The 17,968-nt window shown below is 68.3% G+C and carries 18 protein-coding genes; 11 read left to right on the top strand and 7 right to left on the bottom strand.

The window, feature by feature from the left end; translation table 11 throughout:
• Window positions 1–26 precede the first annotated feature (26 nt).
• From AB0N75_RS12775 to AB0N75_RS12765, 3 genes are all read left to right on the top strand, one after another.
• A complete protein-coding gene (locus tag AB0N75_RS12775; protein ID WP_364650271.1) occupies window positions 27–1,169 on the top strand; it encodes an aromatic acid exporter family protein in 1,143 nt (380 codons plus the stop codon).
• A 172-nt stretch (window positions 1,170–1,341) separates the two neighbouring features.
• Window positions 1,342–2,451 carry an LLM class flavin-dependent oxidoreductase gene (locus AB0N75_RS12770; RefSeq protein ID WP_127511521.1) on the top strand — a complete coding sequence of 370 codons (1,110 nt, stop codon included), beginning with the start codon at window positions 1,342–1,344 and terminating at the stop codon, window positions 2,449–2,451.
• Complete coding sequence (locus AB0N75_RS12765) at window positions 2,444–2,902, top strand: MarR family transcriptional regulator (protein WP_364650268.1); 459 nt, start codon at window positions 2,444–2,446, stop codon at window positions 2,900–2,902. Before AB0N75_RS12770 ends, AB0N75_RS12765 begins: the two co-directional genes overlap by 8 nt.
• Window positions 2,903–3,006: 104 nt before the next feature.
• On the opposite strand, the gene AB0N75_RS12760 is transcribed toward AB0N75_RS12765, so the two are convergent.
• The 6 genes from AB0N75_RS12760 to AB0N75_RS12735 form a co-directional block, all read right to left on the bottom strand.
• Window positions 3,007–3,783 carry a hypothetical protein gene (locus AB0N75_RS12760; protein ID WP_364650265.1) on the bottom strand — a complete coding sequence of 259 codons (777 nt, stop codon included), beginning with the start codon at window positions 3,781–3,783 and terminating at the stop codon, window positions 3,007–3,009.
• A gap of 222 nt (window positions 3,784–4,005) precedes the next feature.
• Window positions 4,006–5,148, bottom strand: coding sequence for a cysteine desulfurase family protein (locus AB0N75_RS12755; protein ID WP_364650262.1), 1,143 nt, complete (start codon window positions 5,146–5,148; stop codon window positions 4,006–4,008).
• Window positions 5,145–6,083, bottom strand: coding sequence for a carboxylating nicotinate-nucleotide diphosphorylase (gene nadC, locus AB0N75_RS12750; protein WP_364650259.1), 939 nt, complete (start codon window positions 6,081–6,083; stop codon window positions 5,145–5,147). Before nadC ends, AB0N75_RS12755 begins: the two co-directional genes overlap by 4 nt.
• Window positions 6,080–7,732 carry an L-aspartate oxidase gene (gene nadB / locus AB0N75_RS12745; protein WP_364650257.1) on the bottom strand — a complete coding sequence of 551 codons (1,653 nt, stop codon included), beginning with the start codon at window positions 7,730–7,732 and terminating at the stop codon, window positions 6,080–6,082. Before nadB ends, nadC begins: the two co-directional genes overlap by 4 nt.
• Entirely contained in the window at window positions 7,729–9,057 is a 1,329-nt protein-coding gene (gene nadA, locus AB0N75_RS12740; protein WP_364650254.1) for a quinolinate synthase NadA, read from the bottom strand. The genes nadB and nadA overlap by 4 nt, the downstream gene beginning before the upstream one ends.
• A gap of 67 nt (window positions 9,058–9,124) precedes the next feature.
• On the bottom strand, window positions 9,125–9,832 hold the full coding sequence (locus AB0N75_RS12735; RefSeq protein ID WP_364650251.1) for an NUDIX domain-containing protein: 708 nt from the start codon (window positions 9,830–9,832) through the stop codon (window positions 9,125–9,127).
• 191 nt (window positions 9,833–10,023) lie between these two features.
• On the opposite strand from AB0N75_RS12735, the gene AB0N75_RS12730 reads away from it, so the two are divergent.
• Both AB0N75_RS12730 and AB0N75_RS12725 read left to right on the top strand, forming a co-directional pair.
• Window positions 10,024–10,833: an SUMF1/EgtB/PvdO family nonheme iron enzyme gene (locus tag AB0N75_RS12730; protein WP_364650248.1), complete on the top strand. Its 810-nt coding sequence runs from the start codon at window positions 10,024–10,026 to the stop codon at window positions 10,831–10,833.
• A 9-nt stretch (window positions 10,834–10,842) separates the two neighbouring features.
• Complete coding sequence (locus AB0N75_RS12725; RefSeq protein WP_364650246.1) at window positions 10,843–11,394, top strand: hypothetical protein; 552 nt, start codon at window positions 10,843–10,845, stop codon at window positions 11,392–11,394.
• On the opposite strand, the gene AB0N75_RS12720 is transcribed toward AB0N75_RS12725, so the two are convergent.
• A complete protein-coding gene (locus tag AB0N75_RS12720) occupies window positions 11,369–11,842 on the bottom strand; it encodes an Lrp/AsnC ligand binding domain-containing protein (protein WP_353917095.1) in 474 nt (157 codons plus the stop codon). The two genes, AB0N75_RS12725 and AB0N75_RS12720, sit on opposite strands and share 26 nt — an antisense overlap.
• A 195-nt stretch (window positions 11,843–12,037) precedes the next feature.
• Between AB0N75_RS12720 and AB0N75_RS12715 the strand changes: the two genes are divergently transcribed.
• From AB0N75_RS12715 to AB0N75_RS12690, 6 genes are all read left to right on the top strand, one after another.
• Window positions 12,038–13,351 carry an amino acid permease gene (locus AB0N75_RS12715; protein WP_364650750.1) on the top strand — a complete coding sequence of 438 codons (1,314 nt, stop codon included), beginning with the start codon at window positions 12,038–12,040 and terminating at the stop codon, window positions 13,349–13,351.
• 185 nt (window positions 13,352–13,536) lie between these two features.
• Window positions 13,537–14,583, top strand: coding sequence for a thiamine pyrophosphate-dependent enzyme (locus AB0N75_RS12710; RefSeq protein ID WP_364650242.1), 1,047 nt, complete (start codon window positions 13,537–13,539; stop codon window positions 14,581–14,583).
• Window positions 14,576–15,670 (top strand): alpha-ketoacid dehydrogenase subunit beta, encoded by a 1,095-nt coding sequence (locus AB0N75_RS12705; RefSeq protein WP_364650239.1) that lies wholly within the window; start codon window positions 14,576–14,578, stop codon window positions 15,668–15,670. Before AB0N75_RS12710 ends, AB0N75_RS12705 begins: the two co-directional genes overlap by 8 nt.
• The gene (locus tag AB0N75_RS12700; protein WP_364650236.1) at window positions 15,663–15,995 is read left to right on the top strand and encodes a biotin/lipoyl-containing protein; all 333 of its coding nucleotides are present in this window, start codon (window positions 15,663–15,665) and stop codon (window positions 15,993–15,995) included. The genes AB0N75_RS12705 and AB0N75_RS12700 overlap by 8 nt, the downstream gene beginning before the upstream one ends.
• Window positions 15,996–15,997: 2 nt before the next feature.
• Window positions 15,998–16,804, top strand: a complete 807-nt coding sequence (locus tag AB0N75_RS12695; RefSeq protein ID WP_364650233.1) for an alpha/beta fold hydrolase — start codon at window positions 15,998–16,000, stop codon at window positions 16,802–16,804.
• Window positions 16,805–16,892: 88 nt separating this feature from the next.
• On the top strand, window positions 16,893–17,936 hold the full coding sequence (locus tag AB0N75_RS12690; protein ID WP_364650230.1) for a serine/threonine-protein kinase: 1,044 nt from the start codon (window positions 16,893–16,895) through the stop codon (window positions 17,934–17,936).
• Window positions 17,937–17,968: the final 32 nt, after the last annotated feature.

Below are 17,968 nucleotides of genomic sequence, written 5' to 3'. Positions count from 1 at the left end.
GCCCCCGAGCCTTGGAGGTACCGCGCATGACAGAGCCTGACGCAGCGCAAGCGGGCACGCCCGGCCGGCTGGCCCGATCCATCGGCCGGTTCGTGGACGGGCTGCCGGCGCCGGTGCGAAAGTTCGGCCAGCAGCTCGGCGGTTGGCAGCGGATCCAGCTGGCGTTCAAGACAGCCTTGGCGTGCGGCATCGCCTGGGTGATCGCCCGGCAGTTGCCTGGCGAGGTGGCCGACTATCCGTATTACGCCCCTCTCGGTGCCCTGATCAGCATGTATTCCACCGTTGCGGATTCGGTGAAGACCTCCTTGCAGACGCTGGCAGGGCTGCTGCTGGGCATCGCGCTGGCCTGGGTTTTGCTGCTGACGGTGGGCCTGCACGTCCTCACCGTGAGCCTGCTGGTGTTCCTGGGTGTATTGGTCGCCGGGCTTCCGCGGCTCGGTGCCGGGCGGGACTGGGTACCGATGGCCGCGCTGTTCGTCCTGCTGGTGGGCGGCTCCGATGCCGGCGACTACTCGCTGGGGTATGCGGTACAGATGGCGGTGGGAGTCCTCGTCGGCATTACCGTGAACTTTCTTTTGATCCCGCCGCTGAACTTCAGCGCCGTGGGCCGCAGCCTGCAGCAACTGCAGTCCGATCTGGCGGGCCAACTGGAGGAAATGGCCGAGGCACTGCTGGAAGACTGGCCGCCGGAACGCGACGAGTGGGCCTCCAACGGCGAAAACATCGTCCGGCTGAGCGAGCAGGTGCGGCAGGCCGTCCAGACCGCCGACCGCAGCCGCAAGGCCAATCCGCGCCGCCGGTTCCACGACCGGGATCTGGAGGCCGACTGGTCCAATTTGCGCACGCTGGAACGCGCGGCATTCAACACCCAGGACATCACCGAGGTGCTCGGCGCGGTGATCTGGGACGATCACCTGCGTATCCCCGAGCCGGTACTGGAACCCATGTCCGAGGCGCTGAAGGCCTCGGCCGCCGCGGTCCGCAGCCTGGCCGCCGACGACCTGCAGGAGAAACTCGACGCCGCCGACGCCGCCCAGCAGCAGCTTGGACGGAAGCTGGCCGGAGCGGTCACCGAGGAGACCCCGGCCACGGCAGCCGGTTATGTGGTGGTCAGCCTGGACCGGATCCTGAGCACGATGCGCCGCCAGTTGAGCGATTCCAAGGACTAGCAACCGGAAACGCCGCCCAGCCGGCCCGTCACGCGCCTCCATCGCGGCCCGGCATGCCGCCGTGCCCCGGCCCACACCCGAGGCGGGGAATCTTTCCGCTCGACGCGCCGTTGAAGACAGTGAATGCATATGCATGTAAACTGATTCCGAACAAAGCAACGAGAGGTACATCATGGAACTCGGCGTATTCAGCGTCAGCGACGTCACCCTGGACCCCACCACCAACCGCATGCCCACCGAGCGCGAGCGGATCAAGGCGGCCGTGGCCATTGCCAAGAAGGTCGAAGAAATCGGCATGGACGTTTATGCCGTCGGCGAGCACCACAACCCGCCGTTCTTCTCATCCTCCCCCACCACCCTGCTGGCCTACATCGCCGCGCAGACCGAGCGGATCACGCTCTCCACCGCCACCACGCTGATCACCACCAACGACCCGGTGAAGATCGCCGAGGACTTCGCCATGCTCCAGCAACTGGCCGACGGCCGCGTGGACCTGGTTCTGGGCCGCGGCAACACTGCCCCGGTGTACCCCTGGTTCGGTAAGAACATCCAGGACTCGCTGGAGCTGACCGTGGAGAACTACGCCTTGCTGCGCAAGCTCTGGGATGAAGAAGTGGTCAACTGGCAGGGCAAGCACCGCACGCCGCTGCACAACTACACCTCCACGCCGCAGCCGCTGGACGGCGTCGCGCCGTTCGTCTGGCACGGCTCCATCCGCACCCCACAGGTAGCCGAACTGGCCGCCTACTACGGTGACGGTTTCTTCGCCAACAACATCTTCTGGCCGAAGGAGCACTACATGCAGCTCATCGGCCTGTACCGGGAGCGCTACGAGCACTACGGCCACGGCACCGCCGACCAGGCCATTGTGGGTCTGGGCGGGCAGTTCTTCATGCGCAAGAACTCGCAGGACGCGGTCAACGAGTTCCGTCCGTACTTCGACAACGCCCCGGTCTACGGCCACGGCCCGTCGATGGAGGACTTCACCGCGCAGACCCCGCTGACCGTGGGCAGCCCCGAGCAGGTGATCGAAAAGACCCTGGCCTTCGCCGACTACTTCGGGGATTACCAGCGCCAGCTGTTCCTGATTGACCACGCCGGCCTGCCGCTGAAGACCGTGCTGGAGCAACTGGACCTGTTCGGCGAGGAGGTGCTGCCGGTGCTGAAGAAGGAATTCGCCGCGCGCAAGCCGGCACACGTGCCGGACACCCCCACGCACGCCAGCCGCAAGGCCGCCCGCGACGCCAAGCAGGCTGCCGGTGAGGCGGTGGCCAATGGCTGATTCCTCCAGCCCTGATGTCAGGACGACGGCGGAGGCCTGGGAATCGCTGTTCCGCACCCAGGTGGCGGTCATGCGCCGGATGCAGCAGCTGCCGGAGTTCAAGAAGCTCGCGATGCGGGAGTACGACGTGCTCTTCAACCTGAGTCTGTGTCCGGGCGGCTGGAGCCGGCTGAACGAGCTGAATGAGGCCCTGCTCATCAGCCAGCCGAGCCTCAGCCGAATGGTTGACCGGTTGGAAAAGAAAGGCCTGGTTCTCCGCCGCACGGCCCAGAACGACCAGCGGGGCATCGAGATCTCGCTGACCGACGAAGGCCGCGAGCTGCAGAAAACCATCGGCCGGGAGCATGTGAAGCACCTGCACGCCATGCTGGCGCCGCTGCTCACCGAGGATGAATTCGGCCAGCTCCAGGGGCTGACCGACAAGCTGCACGCGGGCCTGAAAAACGACTGACCCGCAGCTGAAGTCCAGAAGGCCCGGCTGCTTCCGCGAATGCGGCAGCAACCGGGCCTTGTGCTTGCCTCTGTGGGCGGGGGGGTGAAGCCGCCGCTTCCGCCTTAGGCCTTCGCGTCTCCGCTGATCTGCAGGGTCATGATGACCTGCTGCACCGTCTTGAAGCGCTTGGTGGTGATGAAGCGCTCCGCCTCGGAGATCAGCCCGTACTTATCCAGCAGGCCGGTCTTCTCCCCCGGTGCCGGCGTCCCGTGGCGCACGGCCGTGCCAAAGGAGTAGGTGCCCACGGATTTGGGGCCGTTGACGGTGTTTTCCACCGTGCAGGCCTGGAAGCCGTTGCCGGCCGGCTTGTCGGTCAGCCCGTAGGAGCCGAAGTACTTGTAGCCCAGCAGCGTCCGGTAAACGAACACCGGCTCGATGGTGTCGGCGGATGCCACGGCGGGCACCTTGGCCGGCTTGCTGAGCAGCACCCGCAGTTCGGTGACGCCGCCCGCACAGGTGGCCTTCGGCAGCTTCAGCCGGGTGTGCAGTTGGGCGGCGAGCTCGCCGTCAGAGTCGCGGATATCCAGATGCAGTCCTTTATCCGAGGGCTGGCTGGGCTTGATCTGCCGCTGCACCACCCAATCGGCGGGGATCTCGAAACTGAGCACCCGGTCGGGGTCGGTATAGACCTTCCAGCCGTCGATGGTGGCTTTGCGCACGGGCGCTTTGCCGAGCGGCGCCGTGGTTCCGGCGGAACCGCCCCCGCCCGCCACCGTCGCCGGTGACGCGCCCGCGCTGGCCGAGGCACCGCCGTCGGCTGGCAGCAAGTTGCAGCCGGAGACCAGCGCCACGCAGAGGGCTGCAGCGGCACCACGGCCCAGTAGATTCGCTGTCCTCATGGCCCGCTCCCCCTCCGTCAGGTTCCTACCGTAGCCACTGTGCGGGCCGGTCCGGTAGAGCACCACGCCGTGTCCCATCCGATGCCCCATCCCAAACCCATCTGGGGTCCCTTCGGGGCCCACGCGCAGCCGTGACTGGAGCCTACCCCGCCCCAACGCCGGAGGGCGATACCCGGTTCGGAGTTCACGTCCCCGTGCTCCGGTACCGGCACCGGGACCGGCTCAGCGCCGCAGTGTCTGGACCTCTTTGACCGCGGCGACGACCGACCGGGCGGCCAGCGCGATCTCGGATTCCTTCACACCGGCGGTAAAGGTCAGCCGCACCGCGGTCTGCGCCACGGCCCGGTCGATGCCCATCGCCAGCAGCACCGCCGAGGCCTCGTCGGAGCCTGCCGCGCAGGCGGAACCGCTGGAGCAGACCACGCCGCGGCGTTCTAGCTCCAGCAGCACCGCCTCGCCGGATGTCCCGGGGAAGCAGAAGGAGGCGCTGGCCGGCAGCCGCTCGGTCCGGTGTCCGGTCAGCACCGTGCCCGGCAGTTCGCGCAGCACCGTGTCGATCAGGTAGTCGCGGTAACCGGTGAGCCGGGGCACATCCGCCGCCCGGTCGCCGTCCGCCAGCGACAGCGCCGTGGCCACGGCGACCGCGCCGGCAACGTTCTCGGTGCCGGACCGCCGGCCGCGTTCTTGTCCCCCGCCGTGCAGCACCGGCTCCAGCGGAATCCTGCCGGCAACGTAGAGCAGGCCGCAACCCTTGGGCGCGCCCAGCTTGTGGCCGGACACGCTGAGCGCGTCCACGCCCAGCGCCGAGACGTCCAGGTCCAGCCAACCGGCGGCCTGCACGGCGTCGGTGTGGAACGGCACGCCCGCGGCCCGGCAGAGCGCGCCGATCCGGGTGATCGGCTGGATGGTGCCCACCTCGTTGTTCGCGTACATCACCGTGCACAGCGTGGTGTCTTCGCGCAGCGCCGCTTCCAGTCCGTCCACGCGGACCATGCCCGCGGCGTCCACCGGCACCCTGGTGGCCTCGAAGCCGTGGAACCGGACGAGGTAGTCCACCGCCGCCAGCACCGACGGATGCTCCACCGCGCTGGTGACGATGTGCCTGCCGCGCGGGGCAGCGAGCGCGATCCCCTTGATCGCCAGGTTGTTGGATTCGGTCCCGCCGGATGTGAAGATGATCTCGCCGGGCCGGCAGCCCAGGGCCTCCGCCGCCTTGCCGCGGGCATAGTCCAGCGCCCGCAGCGCCGCCTCGCCCACGGTGTGGTGGCTGGACGGATTGCCAAAGTCCTGCGTCAACGCCGGCCACATGGCCTCCAGTACCTCGCGGCGCACCGGCGCCGTGGCCGCGGCATCCAGATAAATCACGACGACGCTGCCTCACCGGCCGCGGGAGCTGCCTCTGGATCCGCTGGGGCCGCAGCAATACGGATGTCCAGGCCCAGGTCCAGCGACCGGACGCTGTGGGTCAGCGCGCCGGAGGAGATGATGTCCACCCCGGTCCGTGCGATCGCGGCCACGGTTTCCAGCCGGACGCTGCCGCTGGCCTCCACCAAGGCCCGGCCGGCCACCTGCTGGACGCCGGCGCGGAGTCCGTCCAAGCTGAAGTTGTCCAGCAAGATGGTGTCCACGCCCGCGGCGAGCACCGGCTCGATCTGCTCGGCCCGGTCCACCTCCACCTCGAAGTGCACGGTGTGCGGCAGCTTGGCCTTCGCCGCCCGCAGCGCCTCGGTCAGGTCGCGGGTGCCGTCTGCGGTGAGTACGGCCAGATGGTTGTCCTTGGCCATCACCGCGTCGGAGAGCGAATAGCGGTGGTTCTGCCCGCCGCCGCAGCGCACCGCGTAGCGCTCCAACGCCCGCAGCCCCGGCGTGGTCTTGCGCGTGTCCACCACCCGGACGCCGGTACCGGCGGCTTCGGCGACGAATGCCGCCGTCTGGGTGGCGATCCCGCTCAGCCGCTGCAGCAGGTTCAGGGCTACCCGCTCGCCCAGCAGGATAGCCCGGGCGTTGCCGGACAGCACCGCCAGCACATCACCGGCTTCGAACGCCGCGCCGTCATCGGTTTTCAGGTCCACCTGCACGGACGGGTCCACTTGGCGGAACACTTCGGCCAGCACCGGGCCTCCCGAAAAGACCCCAGGTTCGCGGGCCGCGAGCTCGGCGGTGGCCGTCGCGTCGGCAGGAATCAGCGTGGCGGACGTGATGTCGCCCCAGGGCGCATCCTCGGCGAGCGCCCCGGCGACAATCCGCTCCAGGGCTGTGCCGTCGACCGGCTGGATCTCGATCGGCTGGATAGGATTCATGGCTGCTCCTGCAGGATTCGCTGGGACGTTGGGTAGTGGCCGTGCGCGGCAAGCGTGTGGGCGTTCACGAAGGCCAGCCGCGTCCGGTCGGCCGGTGCCTGGCTGTGGTCGTTGCGGAAGTGCGCGCCGATGCTGTTCTGCCGTGCGGTGGCGGCCGCCACCACCAGCCGGGCCAGCGTCAGCAGGGCCGCATCTTCGGCCGGCGCGGCGGCGGTGACGGGGATGTGCCATTGCCTCAGCTGCCGGGCCGCCCCCCGGAGCGCCTCACCGTCGCGGACCACGCCGGCGGCGGCCGCCATTACGGTCTGGATCTGTTTCCGCGTGCATGACGTGGTTCCGTTGGCCGGGCCGTCGGCATCGACCGGCACCGCGTCGAACTCGGGCGTATGCTCCGGCCGGTCCAGCGCGGCCACAGCGCGGCGGGCGAAGACCAGCCCCTCCAGCAGCGAGTTCGAGGCCAGCCGGTTGGCGCCGTGCACTCCGGTGCAGGCCGCCTCGCCCACCGCGAAGAGGCCGGGCACCGAGGTCCGCCCATCGGTATCGGTCTGGACGCCTCCCATCCAGTAATGCGAGGCCGGACGCACGGGCAGCGGCTGGCGGGTCCAGTCGAAGCCGAGCGATCGGACCGTGGCATCGATCAGCGGGAACCGCGCGGCCAGGAAGCCGGGGCCCTTCTCCCGCTCCACCGCCGTGGCGTCCAGGAAGACCTGCGGCACCAGGCCGCTTTCCTCCTGCAGCCGCAGCTGCTGGTGGATGCACCGCGAGACCACGTCCCGGGGCGCCAGCTCGGCCGCCGGGTGGAGCGCCGGCATGAACCGCTCCCCCGCCGCGTCCACCAGCACGGCCCCCTCGCCTCGCACCGCCTCCGAGATCATGAATGGCCTGCCGCCGGTCGCCGCAGGGTCCAGCAGGGTGGGATGGAACTGGATGAACTCCAGGTCGGCCAGCACCGCGCCGGCCGCCCAGGCCAGCGCCACGCCGTCGCCGGTGGCCGTCGCCGGGTTGGTGGTGGCAGGGAACAGCTGCCCCGCACCGCCGGTTGCCAGAATCACGACGTCGGTGTCCAGTTGCGCGGGCAGCGCACCGTCGCCTTCGGCCCGCATTTCCATCAGTTCCACGCCGGTGACGCGGTTGCCTTTCGTCAGCAGCCGCCGCACCATGGTGTGTTCGAGGATCTCCAGCCGGCCGGCATCGGCCATGCCGCGGGCCACCCGGATCAGGACTTCGGCGATGCCCGCTCCGGTCCGGTCGCCGCCGGCATGCAGGATCCGCGCCGCCGAGTGCGCGCCCTCTAGCCCGAGCGAGAATGTCCCGCCGTGCCGGTCGAAGGCCACACCCCAGTCTTCCAAGGTGGCGATCTCTCGAGCCGCGCCTTCGCACAAAAGGCGGACGGCACCGTCGTCGTTCAGCCATGCGCCCGCGGTGAGTGTGTCCGCCGCGTGGGCCGCCACGGAATCCCCGGCAGCGATGCCCTGCGCGGTCACCGCGGTGATGCCGCCCTGCGCGTGCCAGGTGTTGGACTCGGCGAGCCCGCCCTTGGTGATCAGGGTGACCGCGGTGTCCGCCCGTTCCGCGGCGAGCGCGGCGGCGTAGAGCCCGGCGATGCCGGACCCCACCACCGCGATGCGCCGGGCCGGTGTGCCGTTCACGGCTTGGCTGCCAGCATCCGTTCCAGCGCCACGCGGGCGGGGACGGCCACTGAGTCGGGCACGGTGATGCGGTTGAGCACCTCGCCGCCGGGCAGCTCGCCGGTGCCGGCGTAGGCCTCGAGCACCCAGGCCAGGTAGCCCGGGTGGATCCGGTACATGGTGGAGCACGGGCAGATCACCGGATCCAGGCAGAAGATGGTGTGCTGCGGGTACTCGGCGGCCAGCCGGTTGACCATGTTGATCTCGGTGCCGATCGCGAAGACCGTCGGTTCGGTGGCCGCGGCCACTGCCTTGCGGATGTAGTCAGTGGAACCGGCCTCGTCCGCGGCGTCCACGACCGGCATGGGGCATTCGGGGTGCACGATCACCCGGACGCCGGGGTGGTCGGCACGGGCCTTGTCGATCTGGTCCACCGTGAAGCGCTTGTGCACCGAGCAGAAGCCGTGCCAGAGGATCACCCGGGAGTCGAGCAGCGCGGCTTCGTCGTTGCCGCCGAGTGCCTGGCGCGGGTTCCACATGGGCATCTGCTCCAGCGGCACTCCCATGGCCTTGGCTGTGTTGCGGCCCAGGTGCTGGTCCGGGAAGAAGAGCACGCGGTGGGCGCGCTCGAAGGCCCATTCCAGCACGGTCTCGGCGTTCGAGGAGGTGCAGACGATCCCGCCGTTCTCGCCGCAGAACCCCTTGAGGGCGGCCGACGAGTTCATGTACGTGACCGGGATGACCGGGACCTTGCCGTCCGCGTCCGTCCCGGTGCCGAGCACGCCGGCGAGCTGATCCCAGCAGGCCTGCACCGAGTCGATGTCCGCCATGTCCGCCATCGAGCAGCCGGCCGCCAGGTTCGGCAGGATCACAGCCTGGCCGGGGCCGGAGAGCATGTCCGCGGTTTCGGCCATGAAGTGCACGCCGCAGAACACGATGACCTCGGCCTCCGGCTTCTCCTTGGCGGCCCGCGCCAGCTGGAAGGAATCGCCCACGAAGTCGGCGTACTTGACCACTTCATCGCGCTGGTAGAAGTGGCCCAGGATCACCAGCTTGTTCCCGAGCTTTTCCTTGGCGGCCAGGATCCGCGCATCCAGCTCGGCGTCGCTGGCCAGCCGGTATTCGGCCGGAATCTCCCCCTGCCGCGGGGTGGCGGGCGGCGCCGGGTCGGCCAACGACGCGCCCGGCCCGTACGACGGCGCCCACGCCCCGCTGGCCGACGCGGTATCGAAGGACCACGGCCCCTTGGCCAGGCCGGGCGTGCAGGTGGACGCGGGCGCGCCGGAGCCGGCGGCCTGCGCTTCCTCACGGGTAATCAGCTGAATGGTGCTGTTGACCGATGGCATGGTGTTCTCCGTTGTTCTGGGCAGTTGGTCACGTCTGGGAGCCGGTGGGAATGTTCTCGCGGCCCCGCTAGGCGGGCGGGCTGCCGCTGAGCTGGGCGGTGCTGCCGGTGTAGCGGTAGAGCCGGGGCGGCCGGTGTCGGCCGCCTTGCAGGTACTCGTCGGTGGGTTCAATGTCCGGGGTGGCGCGCAGCTGGCGGCGGAAGTTGGCCGGATCCAGTTGCTTGCCCAACACGGCCTCATAGACTTCGCGGACCTGGGCCAAGGTGAATGTGGAGCCCAGGAAGGCGTAGGCGATGGAGCTGTATTCCACCTTGTTCCGCAGCCGCCACAGCGCGTACTCCACGATCCGGTTGTGGTCGAACGCCAGCTGCCCGAGGCCGTCGGCGCGCACCCAGCGAACGTTCTCTGTTTCGCGGGCCAACGCCGCCTCGTCCGGCTTCACCAGCGCCCAGTAGACAATCGACACCACCCGCTGGACCGGTGACCGGTCCAGGCCGCCGAAAGCGTAGAGCTGCTCCAGATAACTCGGCTGCAACCCCGTGGTCTCCTGCAGGTTCCGTGCCGCCGCATCCTGCAGCGATTCGTCCGGGCTGAGCGGGCCGCCCGGCAACGCCCAGCGGTCCCGGAACGGCTGGCGGGTGCGGCGAACCAGCGGCAGCCACAGAGTGGGGACCCCTGCCTCCGGGTCCGGACGGAGGGCGAAGATAACGGTTGAGATGGCCAGCTCCGGCGGCTGCTGCGCGCGCTCGGACACGTTGGCCGAATAGACCGGCATGGCCGCCTCCCTCCGTGAATTGAGTAAAAGTCATAGTGACTAGAACAGATGATAGCGCGTTAAGGTCATTTTGACCCAATCAATTTGCCCGCCCACGGAAATGTGACGGAGCCATTGCTGCGCCACGGCAGCGGCCATTCCGCGCAGGCGAGTGGCACCGCGGCCAATCAGCGGCAGCTAGAGTACGGTCCATGCCCCCTTCGTTGCCGCAGCTGGTTGCGGTCCCCGCCGGCAGCGTCCTGCTGCGGGACGCCCGCTCGGAGAGCTCCCGCGAAGTCAGCCTGGCACCGTTCAGGATGAGTGCCACCCAGGTCACCCGCGCCCAGCATGCAGCCGCCTTCGGCTCTGCCGAGGCCGTCGTCGGATCACCGCAACAGCCTGCCCATCCCGTCACGTGGTTCGAAGCGGTCCGGTGGTGCAATGCAGCATCCCGTCAGGAGGGGATCGACCCCGCCTACACCCTCCGTGGCCGCGAGGTGCATTGGGACGTCAGCGCCGACGGCTTCCGGCTGCCCACCGAGGCGGAATGGGAATGGGCCTGCCGGGCGGGCACCTCCGGCCCTGCCTACGGAGCGCTGCCGGACATTGCCTGGACAGCTGCCGATCATCTGGAAGGGCCGCAGGAGGTGGGGCTCAAACGGCCCAACAACTTCGGACTCTTCGACACGCTCGGGAATGTTTGGGAGTGGTGCTGGGACTACGCCGATACGGCTCGCTATGCCGACTACCGGAGCTTGCGGGGCGGCGGCTGGTCCGACCGTTCGTGGAGTTGCCGCGCGTCCGTCCGCCGTGCCAGCGCTCCCGATGCGGTCTTGGAGGATGTTGGCTTCAGAGTTGCACGCGGAGCAGTCGGCGACAAAGGCTCCGCTGCCGCTCAAGGCTGGTCGGCAGCGGCCGACCGGGCGCGGGCCCGGGCCATCTGGCCTTTGCCAGTGGGCTGGACACCGCTAGTGCCGTTGTCCCCGGATGATCCGGACAGCGGCACGGTCGTCGGGCACTAGGCTTCAGCCATGCAGCCAATGGAGCAGCGCCGCGGGTTCGAGTGGCCGAACAACGAGGAGATCCTGCGTCGTCGCTACGGTGCCAAACCGCGGGCGGCGAACCACCGGGCAGTGCTCAACCGCTACGCGTTCTTCAAGGGCTGGCTGCTGGCCTTCGGCTCGTGGTTCGTTACTTCCCTGACCGTCAGCATTATCGATACGGTAATCTCGCCCGGCTCGGCCGCCCTGAGCTTATGGGGCCTGGTGCTGATGGGGAGCTTCTTTTTTGCTGCACTCCTCGGTGCCCCCGTTGCCCTCATACTGGCGGCCCTGCTGCGCCCGGTTCGGCGGCAGTGGCTCCACGTCCTGGTCTTCACGGTCGGCATCGGCGGGTTCACCTGGGCAGTTTTCGCGGGCCTCGCTCCGGATACGGGAGCGTTGTCTGCTGTCTTCGCCGCGATCGCCGGAATCACTGCCGGCCTTGGCCGGGCGGCGGTGATTCCCGATGTCGAAATTCACGACGACGGCGCTGCTGGCTCCGCCGGTCCGGCTACGGTCAGCGAGGATCCGCAGCAGCTTTGACCAACGGGAGCGTCCGCTCTTGGAAATGGCTGTTGAGCACGATCACGGAGGAAGAGCGCAGCACCGTATTGGTCGCCATCACCTGATCGAGCACGCGCTGCAGATCGGCGTTCGAACGGGCAACCACACAAGCCAGCAGGTCGCTTTCGCCGGACACGGTGTGCAGTTCCAACACCTCCGGAATGTCGGCGAGCGCCGCGGCCACGGCGTCGTGGCCGGACTCCTGCCGGATCACGAAGGAACAATACGCGCGGACCACGTAGCCCAGCGCTTCCGGCGAGAGCCGGGGCCCCCAGCCCGAGGTCACGCCGGCGCGTTGCATCTTGTCCAACCGGGCCTGTACTGTGGCACGCGCTACTTTCAGTACCCGCGAGGCTTCCAGCACGGACATCCGCGGGTCCTCCGTGAACAGCGTGACGATGTCCGCATCAAGAGAGTCGATCTGCATGACGCTGGGCGTCCTTTCGCCTCGGTAACCGCCAGGTGCGGAAACTGCTAGACAAATTGTCAGCCCCCGGGCTGATTTCACCAAACAACAGGACAGTCGATGCCGCGACCGCGACCCGCCAGCACCCACCACCGCGACCCCAGCGGTCCGGCGCCCGCCGGCCTCGGCCACGCCATGAAACAGCGACAGCTGATCATGATGGGCCTGGGCAGCGCCATTGGCGCCGGCCTCTTCCTCGGCTCGGGGGCCGGGATTCAGGCTGCCGGACCGGCCGTACTGGTTTCCTATTTGCTGGCCGGCACGCTGGTGATCATCGTGATGTGGGCGCTGGGCGAGATGGCGGCGGCCAACCCCAGCAGCGGCGCCTTCTCCACCTATGCAGAGAAGGCGATGGGCCGCACCGCCGGCGCCACCATCGGCTGGCTTTGGTGGCTGCAACTGGTGGTGGTCATCGCCGCCGAGGCGGTCGGCGCCGCCGGACTTTTGGCCACCATTTGGCCGGTATTGCCGGTCTGGCTGCTGGCGCTGGTGTTCATGGTGGTTTTCACCGTGGTCAACTTGTTCGGGGTGCGGAACTACGGCGAATTCGAGTTCTGGTTCGCCATCTTCAAGGTCATCGCCATCCTGACCTTCCTCGCCGTCGGCGCCGCCCTGATCTTCGGCTGGTTGCCGGACGTCCCCTCCCCCGGACTGGGCGTCATCTTCGGCGGTGACGGCTTCGCCCCCCATGGAATTGCCGGAATCGGTGCCGGACTGCTGGTGGTGATCTTCGCCTTCGGCGGCACCGAGATCGTGGCCGTGGCCGCCGCGGAAACGGAAAACCCGGGCTCCAGCGTCGCCAAGGCCATCCGCACGGTGGTCTGGCGGATCCTGGTGTTTTACTTCGGTTCTGTGCTGGTGATCGCCTTGACCGTGCCGTGGGACTCGGAGGCGCTGGCATCACCCTTTGCCGCAGTGCTGTCGGCCGCGCAGATCCCCGGGGCGGATGCGGCCATCACCTTGGTCGCCGCCGTCGCCCTGCTCTCTGCCCTGAACGCCAACTTGTACGGCGCTTCGCGGATGATCTTCTCGCTCTCGGAGCGGGACGAGGCGCCCGGCGCCCTCCGCCGGCTCAGCCGCAGGCGGGTTCCGGTCCGGGCGGTGCTGGCCTCGGTGGCGTTCGGTTTTATTGCCACCGTGCTGGAACTGATCTTTCCGGAAAAGGTCCTGCCGGTGCTGCTGAACGTGGTCGGCTCCACCTGCCTAGTGGTCTGGGCGATGGTGCTGCTGTCCCAGCTCGTGCTGCGCCGCCGGGCGGACCGGGACGGCACCGAATTGCCGTTCCGCATGCGCGGCTTTCCCGCCGTCACCTACATCGGTCTGACCCTGCTGGCCGTCATTCTGGTGCTGGGCTTCTTCTCCCCCACCACCGGCATCCAGCTGCTCTCCACCTTGGTACTCATCGCCGGCATCGCCGCGGCGGCGAAATTCAACGCCCGCAGATCTGCAAAAAGTTCCCGCCTATTTTAAAATTCATGACAATTTGCCCACGCTATTGCCGCACACGCCAGACGAACTGCACACGTTGTGCGGTGAATGAGTTGCATATTGCGCACCCCCGCCCCGGGTGACTATCGTCACGGTTAGCAACCGACGCCGTCGGCCGCCGCCTGAGCGGTGGGCCCGCGGCACCGAAACTACGTGGAGGAGCAGGCATGAGCGACACTCTTGCCCTGGACCCGTCGGCCCAGCCCGACCTGTCCGCCGAAGACCTCAAGGAGCTCTACCGGCTGATGGTGGCGGTGCGCCATCTGGACGAATCAGCCATCCGCTGGCAGCGCCAGGGCCTGATTCCCGGCTACGCGCCGGAACTGGGCCAGGAAGCCGCGCAGGTCGGCAGCGGCTCCGCGCTGGACATGACCCGGGACTTCGTCTTTCCCACCTACCGGGAAATGGGCGTGGCCCGGACCGTGGGTGTGGACATGGTCGAGTACATGTCCACCCACAAGGCCAGCTGGCACGGCGGACTCTATGATCCGCAGGCCGCCCGCTTCGCGCCGATCCAGGCGGTGGTGGCCGGTTCCGTGCTGCACGCCGTCGGCTGGGCCCACGGCCAGACCCTTTCCGGCACCCCTGCCGGCGAGCTCGGCGTCGCCATCACCTACTTCGGCGACGGCGCCAGCTCGCAGGGCGACGTGCATGAAGCCATGAACTTCGCCGCCGTCATGAAGGCCCCGGTGGTCTTCTTCATCCAGAACAACGGCTTCGCCATCTCGGTGCCCACCGAGCGCCAGGTGGCCGGCGGCTCGGTGGCCGCCCGCGCCGCCGGCTACGCCATGCCATCCCTGCAGGTGGACGGCAACGACGTGGTGGCCGTCCATCAGGCCACGGCTGCCGCCCTGGCCCACGCCCGCTCGGGCAGCGGCCCGGCCGTCGTGGAAGCCATGACCTACCGCCGCGGACCGCACTCCACCAGTGATGATCCCGGCCGCTACCGCTCGTTGGCCGAGGAACGCGCGGACGGCGGCGAGGATCCGCTGGCCCGGATGCGCAGCCGGCTGCTGGCCGAGGGCGTCGCCGGCGAGGACTTTTTCGCCGAAGCCCTCGAAGCGGCCCAGGCCGAAGAGGAACGGATCCGCGCCGGCGTGGGAGCACTAGGCTCCCGTCCGGGCACCGAAATGTTCGAGTTTGTCTACCAGGAACCCACCCACGCCTTGAAGGCCCAGGCACGTGCCTGGCGAGAGGAGTCCGAGCATGTCTGAGCACACCACCCTCAGCGACCTCGAAGCCGCCATTGACAACACCTTCGCAACCGATGCCCAGCAGGCATCCGTTGACGTGGTGGAGCCCGGAATTGTCACCGCCGTCGAGACCCTCTCCATGCAGCAGGCGCTGAACCGCGCGCTGGCCGAGGTGCTGGAGGGCAACCCCAAGGCACTGGTGCTGGGCGAGGACGTCGGGCTGCTCGGCGGCGTCTTCCGGATCACCGATGGCCTGCAGAAGCAGTTCGGCGAGGACCGGGTCTTTGACACGCCGCTGGCCGAATCGGGCATCCTCGGCATGTCGGTGGGCTTGGCCATGGCCGGCTACCATCCCATCCCCGAGGTACAGTTCGACGGCTTCGCCTACCCGGCGATCAACCAGATTGTCTGCCAGGTGGGCCGGATGAACTACCGCAGCCGCGGCACCATGCCGATGCCCATCACGCTGCGGGTTCCCAGCTTCGGCGGCATCCGCGCCCCGGAGCACCACGGCGAGTCGCTGGAATCGCTGTTCGCCCACGTACCCGGCCTGAAGGTGGTCTCGCCGTCCAGCCCGAACGAGGCCTACCACCTGCTCAAGCACGCCGCCACCCGGCCGGACCCGGTGATCTTCATGGAGCCGAAGTCCCGCTACTGGCAGAAGGGCCCGGTGGACACCAGCGCCGACGGCTACTCCCCCGAGGGCTCCAGGATTGTCCGCGAAGGCAAGCACCTGACGCTGGTGGCCTGGGGCGCCATGGTGGCCCGCTGCCTGCAGGTGGCCGAACTAGCCGCCGAAGACGGCATCGACATCGAGGTGCTGGACCTGCGCTGGCTCAAGCCCATCGACGCCGAGGGCCTGGCGGCCTCCGTGGCCAAGACGCGGCGCGCCGTCGTCGTGCATGAAGCGCCGCTGACCTCCGGCCTGGGCGCCGAAGTGGCGGCACTGATCACCGAGCACTGCTTCGGCACCCTGCGTGCACCCGTCGAGCGGGTGACCGGATTCGACGTACCGTACCCTTCAGGAGACCTGGAAGACGAGTACGTGCCCAACATTGACCGCATCCTGTTCGGGATCCAGCGAGTATTGGAGTATCGCCGTGGCTGAAATTTCGTTCCCCCTGCCCGATCTGGGCGAAGGCCTGATCGAGGCAACCGTGCTGGAGTGGCTGGTGGCCGAGGGCGAGCAGATCGAACGCAACCACCCGCTGGTGGAGGTGGAGACCACCAAGTCCGCCGTTGAACTGCCGTCGCCGCAGGCCGGCAAAGTAGTGAAAATCTACGGCGGACCGGGCGACACCATCAAGGTGGGCGAACCGCTGATCATCTTCGAGGTCCCCGACGACACCGCCGGTATTGTGGGCACTGTACCGAAGGAAGAAGCGCCCAAGCGCCGCGTCCGGCTGACCGCGGCGCTCGACGACGAGGACTAAACATGAAGACCCACCGGGAGCACACCGTAGAAGGCGTCGACCCGCACCTGCACGTGCAGGTGTACGAGGCGGCCGAGGGCACCGAAGGTCCCCGCCGGCCAGTCATCCTGCTCCACGGTTTTGCCTCCTCCGCCAAGCTCAACTGGGCGGACGCCGGCTGGATCACCGCGCTGACCCAGGCGGGCCGGCGGGTGGTCACGGTGGACCTTCCCGGGCACGGCGAAAGCACGGCTCCCGAAGAGATGGATGCCTACGCGCCCAGCCGGATCCGCGCCGACCTGCTGCAACTGATCCAGGACGCCAAGGTCCGTCTGTTGAAAGAGGACGACGGCGACACCGGGGTTGACCTGATCGGCTACTCCTTGGGAGCGCGGCTGGCCTGGGAATTCGGCGCCACCCAACCGGAACTGGTCCGGCGGATGGTGCTCGGCGGCCCGGGCAGCGCGGACCCGCTGGCCGACTTCGACCTGCGTGCCGCGCAGCGCTTCCTGGCCGACGGGACCCCGATCGAGGACGTCAATACCGCCGAATTGCTGCGGATGGCCAAGCTGGTGCCGTCCAACGACATCTTCGCGCTGATGACCATGATCGAAGCGATCAAGACCGAACCGTTCGTCCCCGCCGAAGCCGTGCCGAAGATGCCGGTCCTGCTGGTGGCCGGCGACAGGGACGACCTGGCGGCCACCGCTCCGGAACTGGCCGAGCTTGCCGCAGGGGCGGAATTGATGTGGCTGCCGGCCCGGACGCACGCCAACGCGGTGACTTCCCGCACCTTTAAGACCGCAGCCATCGAATTCCTCGCCGGATAACCCTTTTCGCGTGCAACCATAGACGTGAAGCAGGCTGATGATCGGTACAATTACCGACGACAGTAAAATCCTGGGGCGTGGAGGCTTTATGGAGACAATCCTGGGCGGGCGCTACAGGACCCTGGAGCTGATCGGCACCGGTGGGGCAGCGTCCGTATACCGGGCGGTAGATGAATCCTTGGGCCGCGACGTGGCCGTCAAGATGTTCGCGCCGACGACCCCCGATGACGACGAATACCGGCGGCAGCACACCGAAACCCTGCTGCTGGCCACCCTGAACCACCCCGGTTTGGTCACTCTGCTGGATGCCGGCCTGCACATCGCCGACGACGGCGCCACCACCAGTTTCCTGGTGATGGAACTGATTGAAGGAGCCGACCTCCGCCGCCGATTGCGCGGCCGCCCGCTGACCTCCGTGGAAACTGCGCAGATTGGTGCCGATCTGGCCGACGCGCTGAACTATATCCACGACAAAGGCGTGATTCACCGCGACGTGAAGCCCGCCAACATCCTTTTGGCGAACGGCCACGCCGAAGACACCCGCCACCACCCCAAGTTGTCCGATTTCGGCATCGCCCGGATGGTCGAAGCCAGCATGGCCACCGCCCAGGGCGCAACCATCGGAACCGCCAACTACCTCAGCCCGGAACAGGCCTTGGGCCATCCGGTCACCGGAGCCAGCGATGTGTATTCGCTGGCTCTGGTGCTGCTCGAATGCCTCACCAGCGAGAAGGCCTTTTCCGGCACGCCGATGGAGGCCGCCTTGGCCCGGCTGCTGCGCGATCCCGAGGTGCCGGACTCGCTCCCCGATCACTGGAAAGACCTGCTGACGCGGATGACCAACCGCAACCCGGACGCGCGTCCCACCGCGCACCAGGTTGCCGTGAGCCTGCGAAACCTGGCGGAAGCCCCACTGCCCGAGCAGTCAGCCCTGTTTGCGCCCCCGATCGAATCCAGCCGGGCCGACTCGGCCGGCGACGCTGCCGCATCCGCCGCGCCGGTGTCCCCGGTTACCGGGCTGCCCACGGCCGGGGACCCCTCCGCCGGGTCGCCCGGAGAGCGAACCGGCGGCAATACCACCGGCAACCTGGCCATTCCCGCGCCGCCGAACCGCGCCCCCAGCGTGGGTTGAGCCTGGCCCTCGGCCCACGAAGGCACCCCCAG

The sequence above is a fragment of the Arthrobacter sp. NPDC089319 genome (genome assembly GCF_040684925.1).
In the GTDB taxonomy this organism is placed as follows: Bacteria; Actinomycetota; Actinomycetes; order Actinomycetales; family Micrococcaceae; genus Crystallibacter.
This window is presented reverse-complemented; position numbering and strand designations above follow the sequence as displayed.

Bases quoted from the DNA above. Each gene is read 5' to 3' on its own strand.
- AB0N75_RS12775 (WP_364650271.1), top strand. From the start codon at position 27: ATGACAGAGCCTGACGCAGCGCAAGCGGGCACGCCCGGCCGGCTGGCC.
- AB0N75_RS12770 (WP_127511521.1), top strand. From the start codon at position 1,342: ATGGAACTCGGCGTATTCAGCGTCAGCGACGTCACCCTGGACCCCACC.
- AB0N75_RS12765 (WP_364650268.1), top strand. From the start codon at position 2,444: ATGGCTGATTCCTCCAGCCCTGATGTCAGGACGACGGCGGAGGCCTGG.
- AB0N75_RS12760 (WP_364650265.1), bottom strand. From the start codon at position 3,783: ATGAGGACAGCGAATCTACTGGGCCGTGGTGCCGCTGCAGCCCTCTGC.
- nadC (WP_364650259.1), bottom strand. From the start codon at position 6,083: ATGAATCCTATCCAGCCGATCGAGATCCAGCCGGTCGACGGCACAGCC.
- nadA (WP_364650254.1), bottom strand. From the start codon at position 9,057: ATGCCATCGGTCAACAGCACCATTCAGCTGATTACCCGTGAGGAAGCG.
- AB0N75_RS12735 (WP_364650251.1), bottom strand. From the start codon at position 9,832: ATGCCGGTCTATTCGGCCAACGTGTCCGAGCGCGCGCAGCAGCCGCCG.
- AB0N75_RS12730 (WP_364650248.1), top strand. From the start codon at position 10,024: ATGCCCCCTTCGTTGCCGCAGCTGGTTGCGGTCCCCGCCGGCAGCGTC.
- AB0N75_RS12725 (WP_364650246.1), top strand. From the start codon at position 10,843: ATGCAGCCAATGGAGCAGCGCCGCGGGTTCGAGTGGCCGAACAACGAG.
- AB0N75_RS12720 (WP_353917095.1), bottom strand. From the start codon at position 11,842: ATGCAGATCGACTCTCTTGATGCGGACATCGTCACGCTGTTCACGGAG.
- AB0N75_RS12715 (WP_364650750.1), top strand. From the start codon at position 12,038: ATGATGGGCCTGGGCAGCGCCATTGGCGCCGGCCTCTTCCTCGGCTCG.
- AB0N75_RS12710 (WP_364650242.1), top strand. From the start codon at position 13,537: ATGAGCGACACTCTTGCCCTGGACCCGTCGGCCCAGCCCGACCTGTCC.
- AB0N75_RS12705 (WP_364650239.1), top strand. From the start codon at position 14,576: ATGTCTGAGCACACCACCCTCAGCGACCTCGAAGCCGCCATTGACAAC.
- AB0N75_RS12695 (WP_364650233.1), top strand. From the start codon at position 15,998: ATGAAGACCCACCGGGAGCACACCGTAGAAGGCGTCGACCCGCACCTG.
- AB0N75_RS12690 (WP_364650230.1), top strand. From the start codon at position 16,893: ATGGAGACAATCCTGGGCGGGCGCTACAGGACCCTGGAGCTGATCGGC.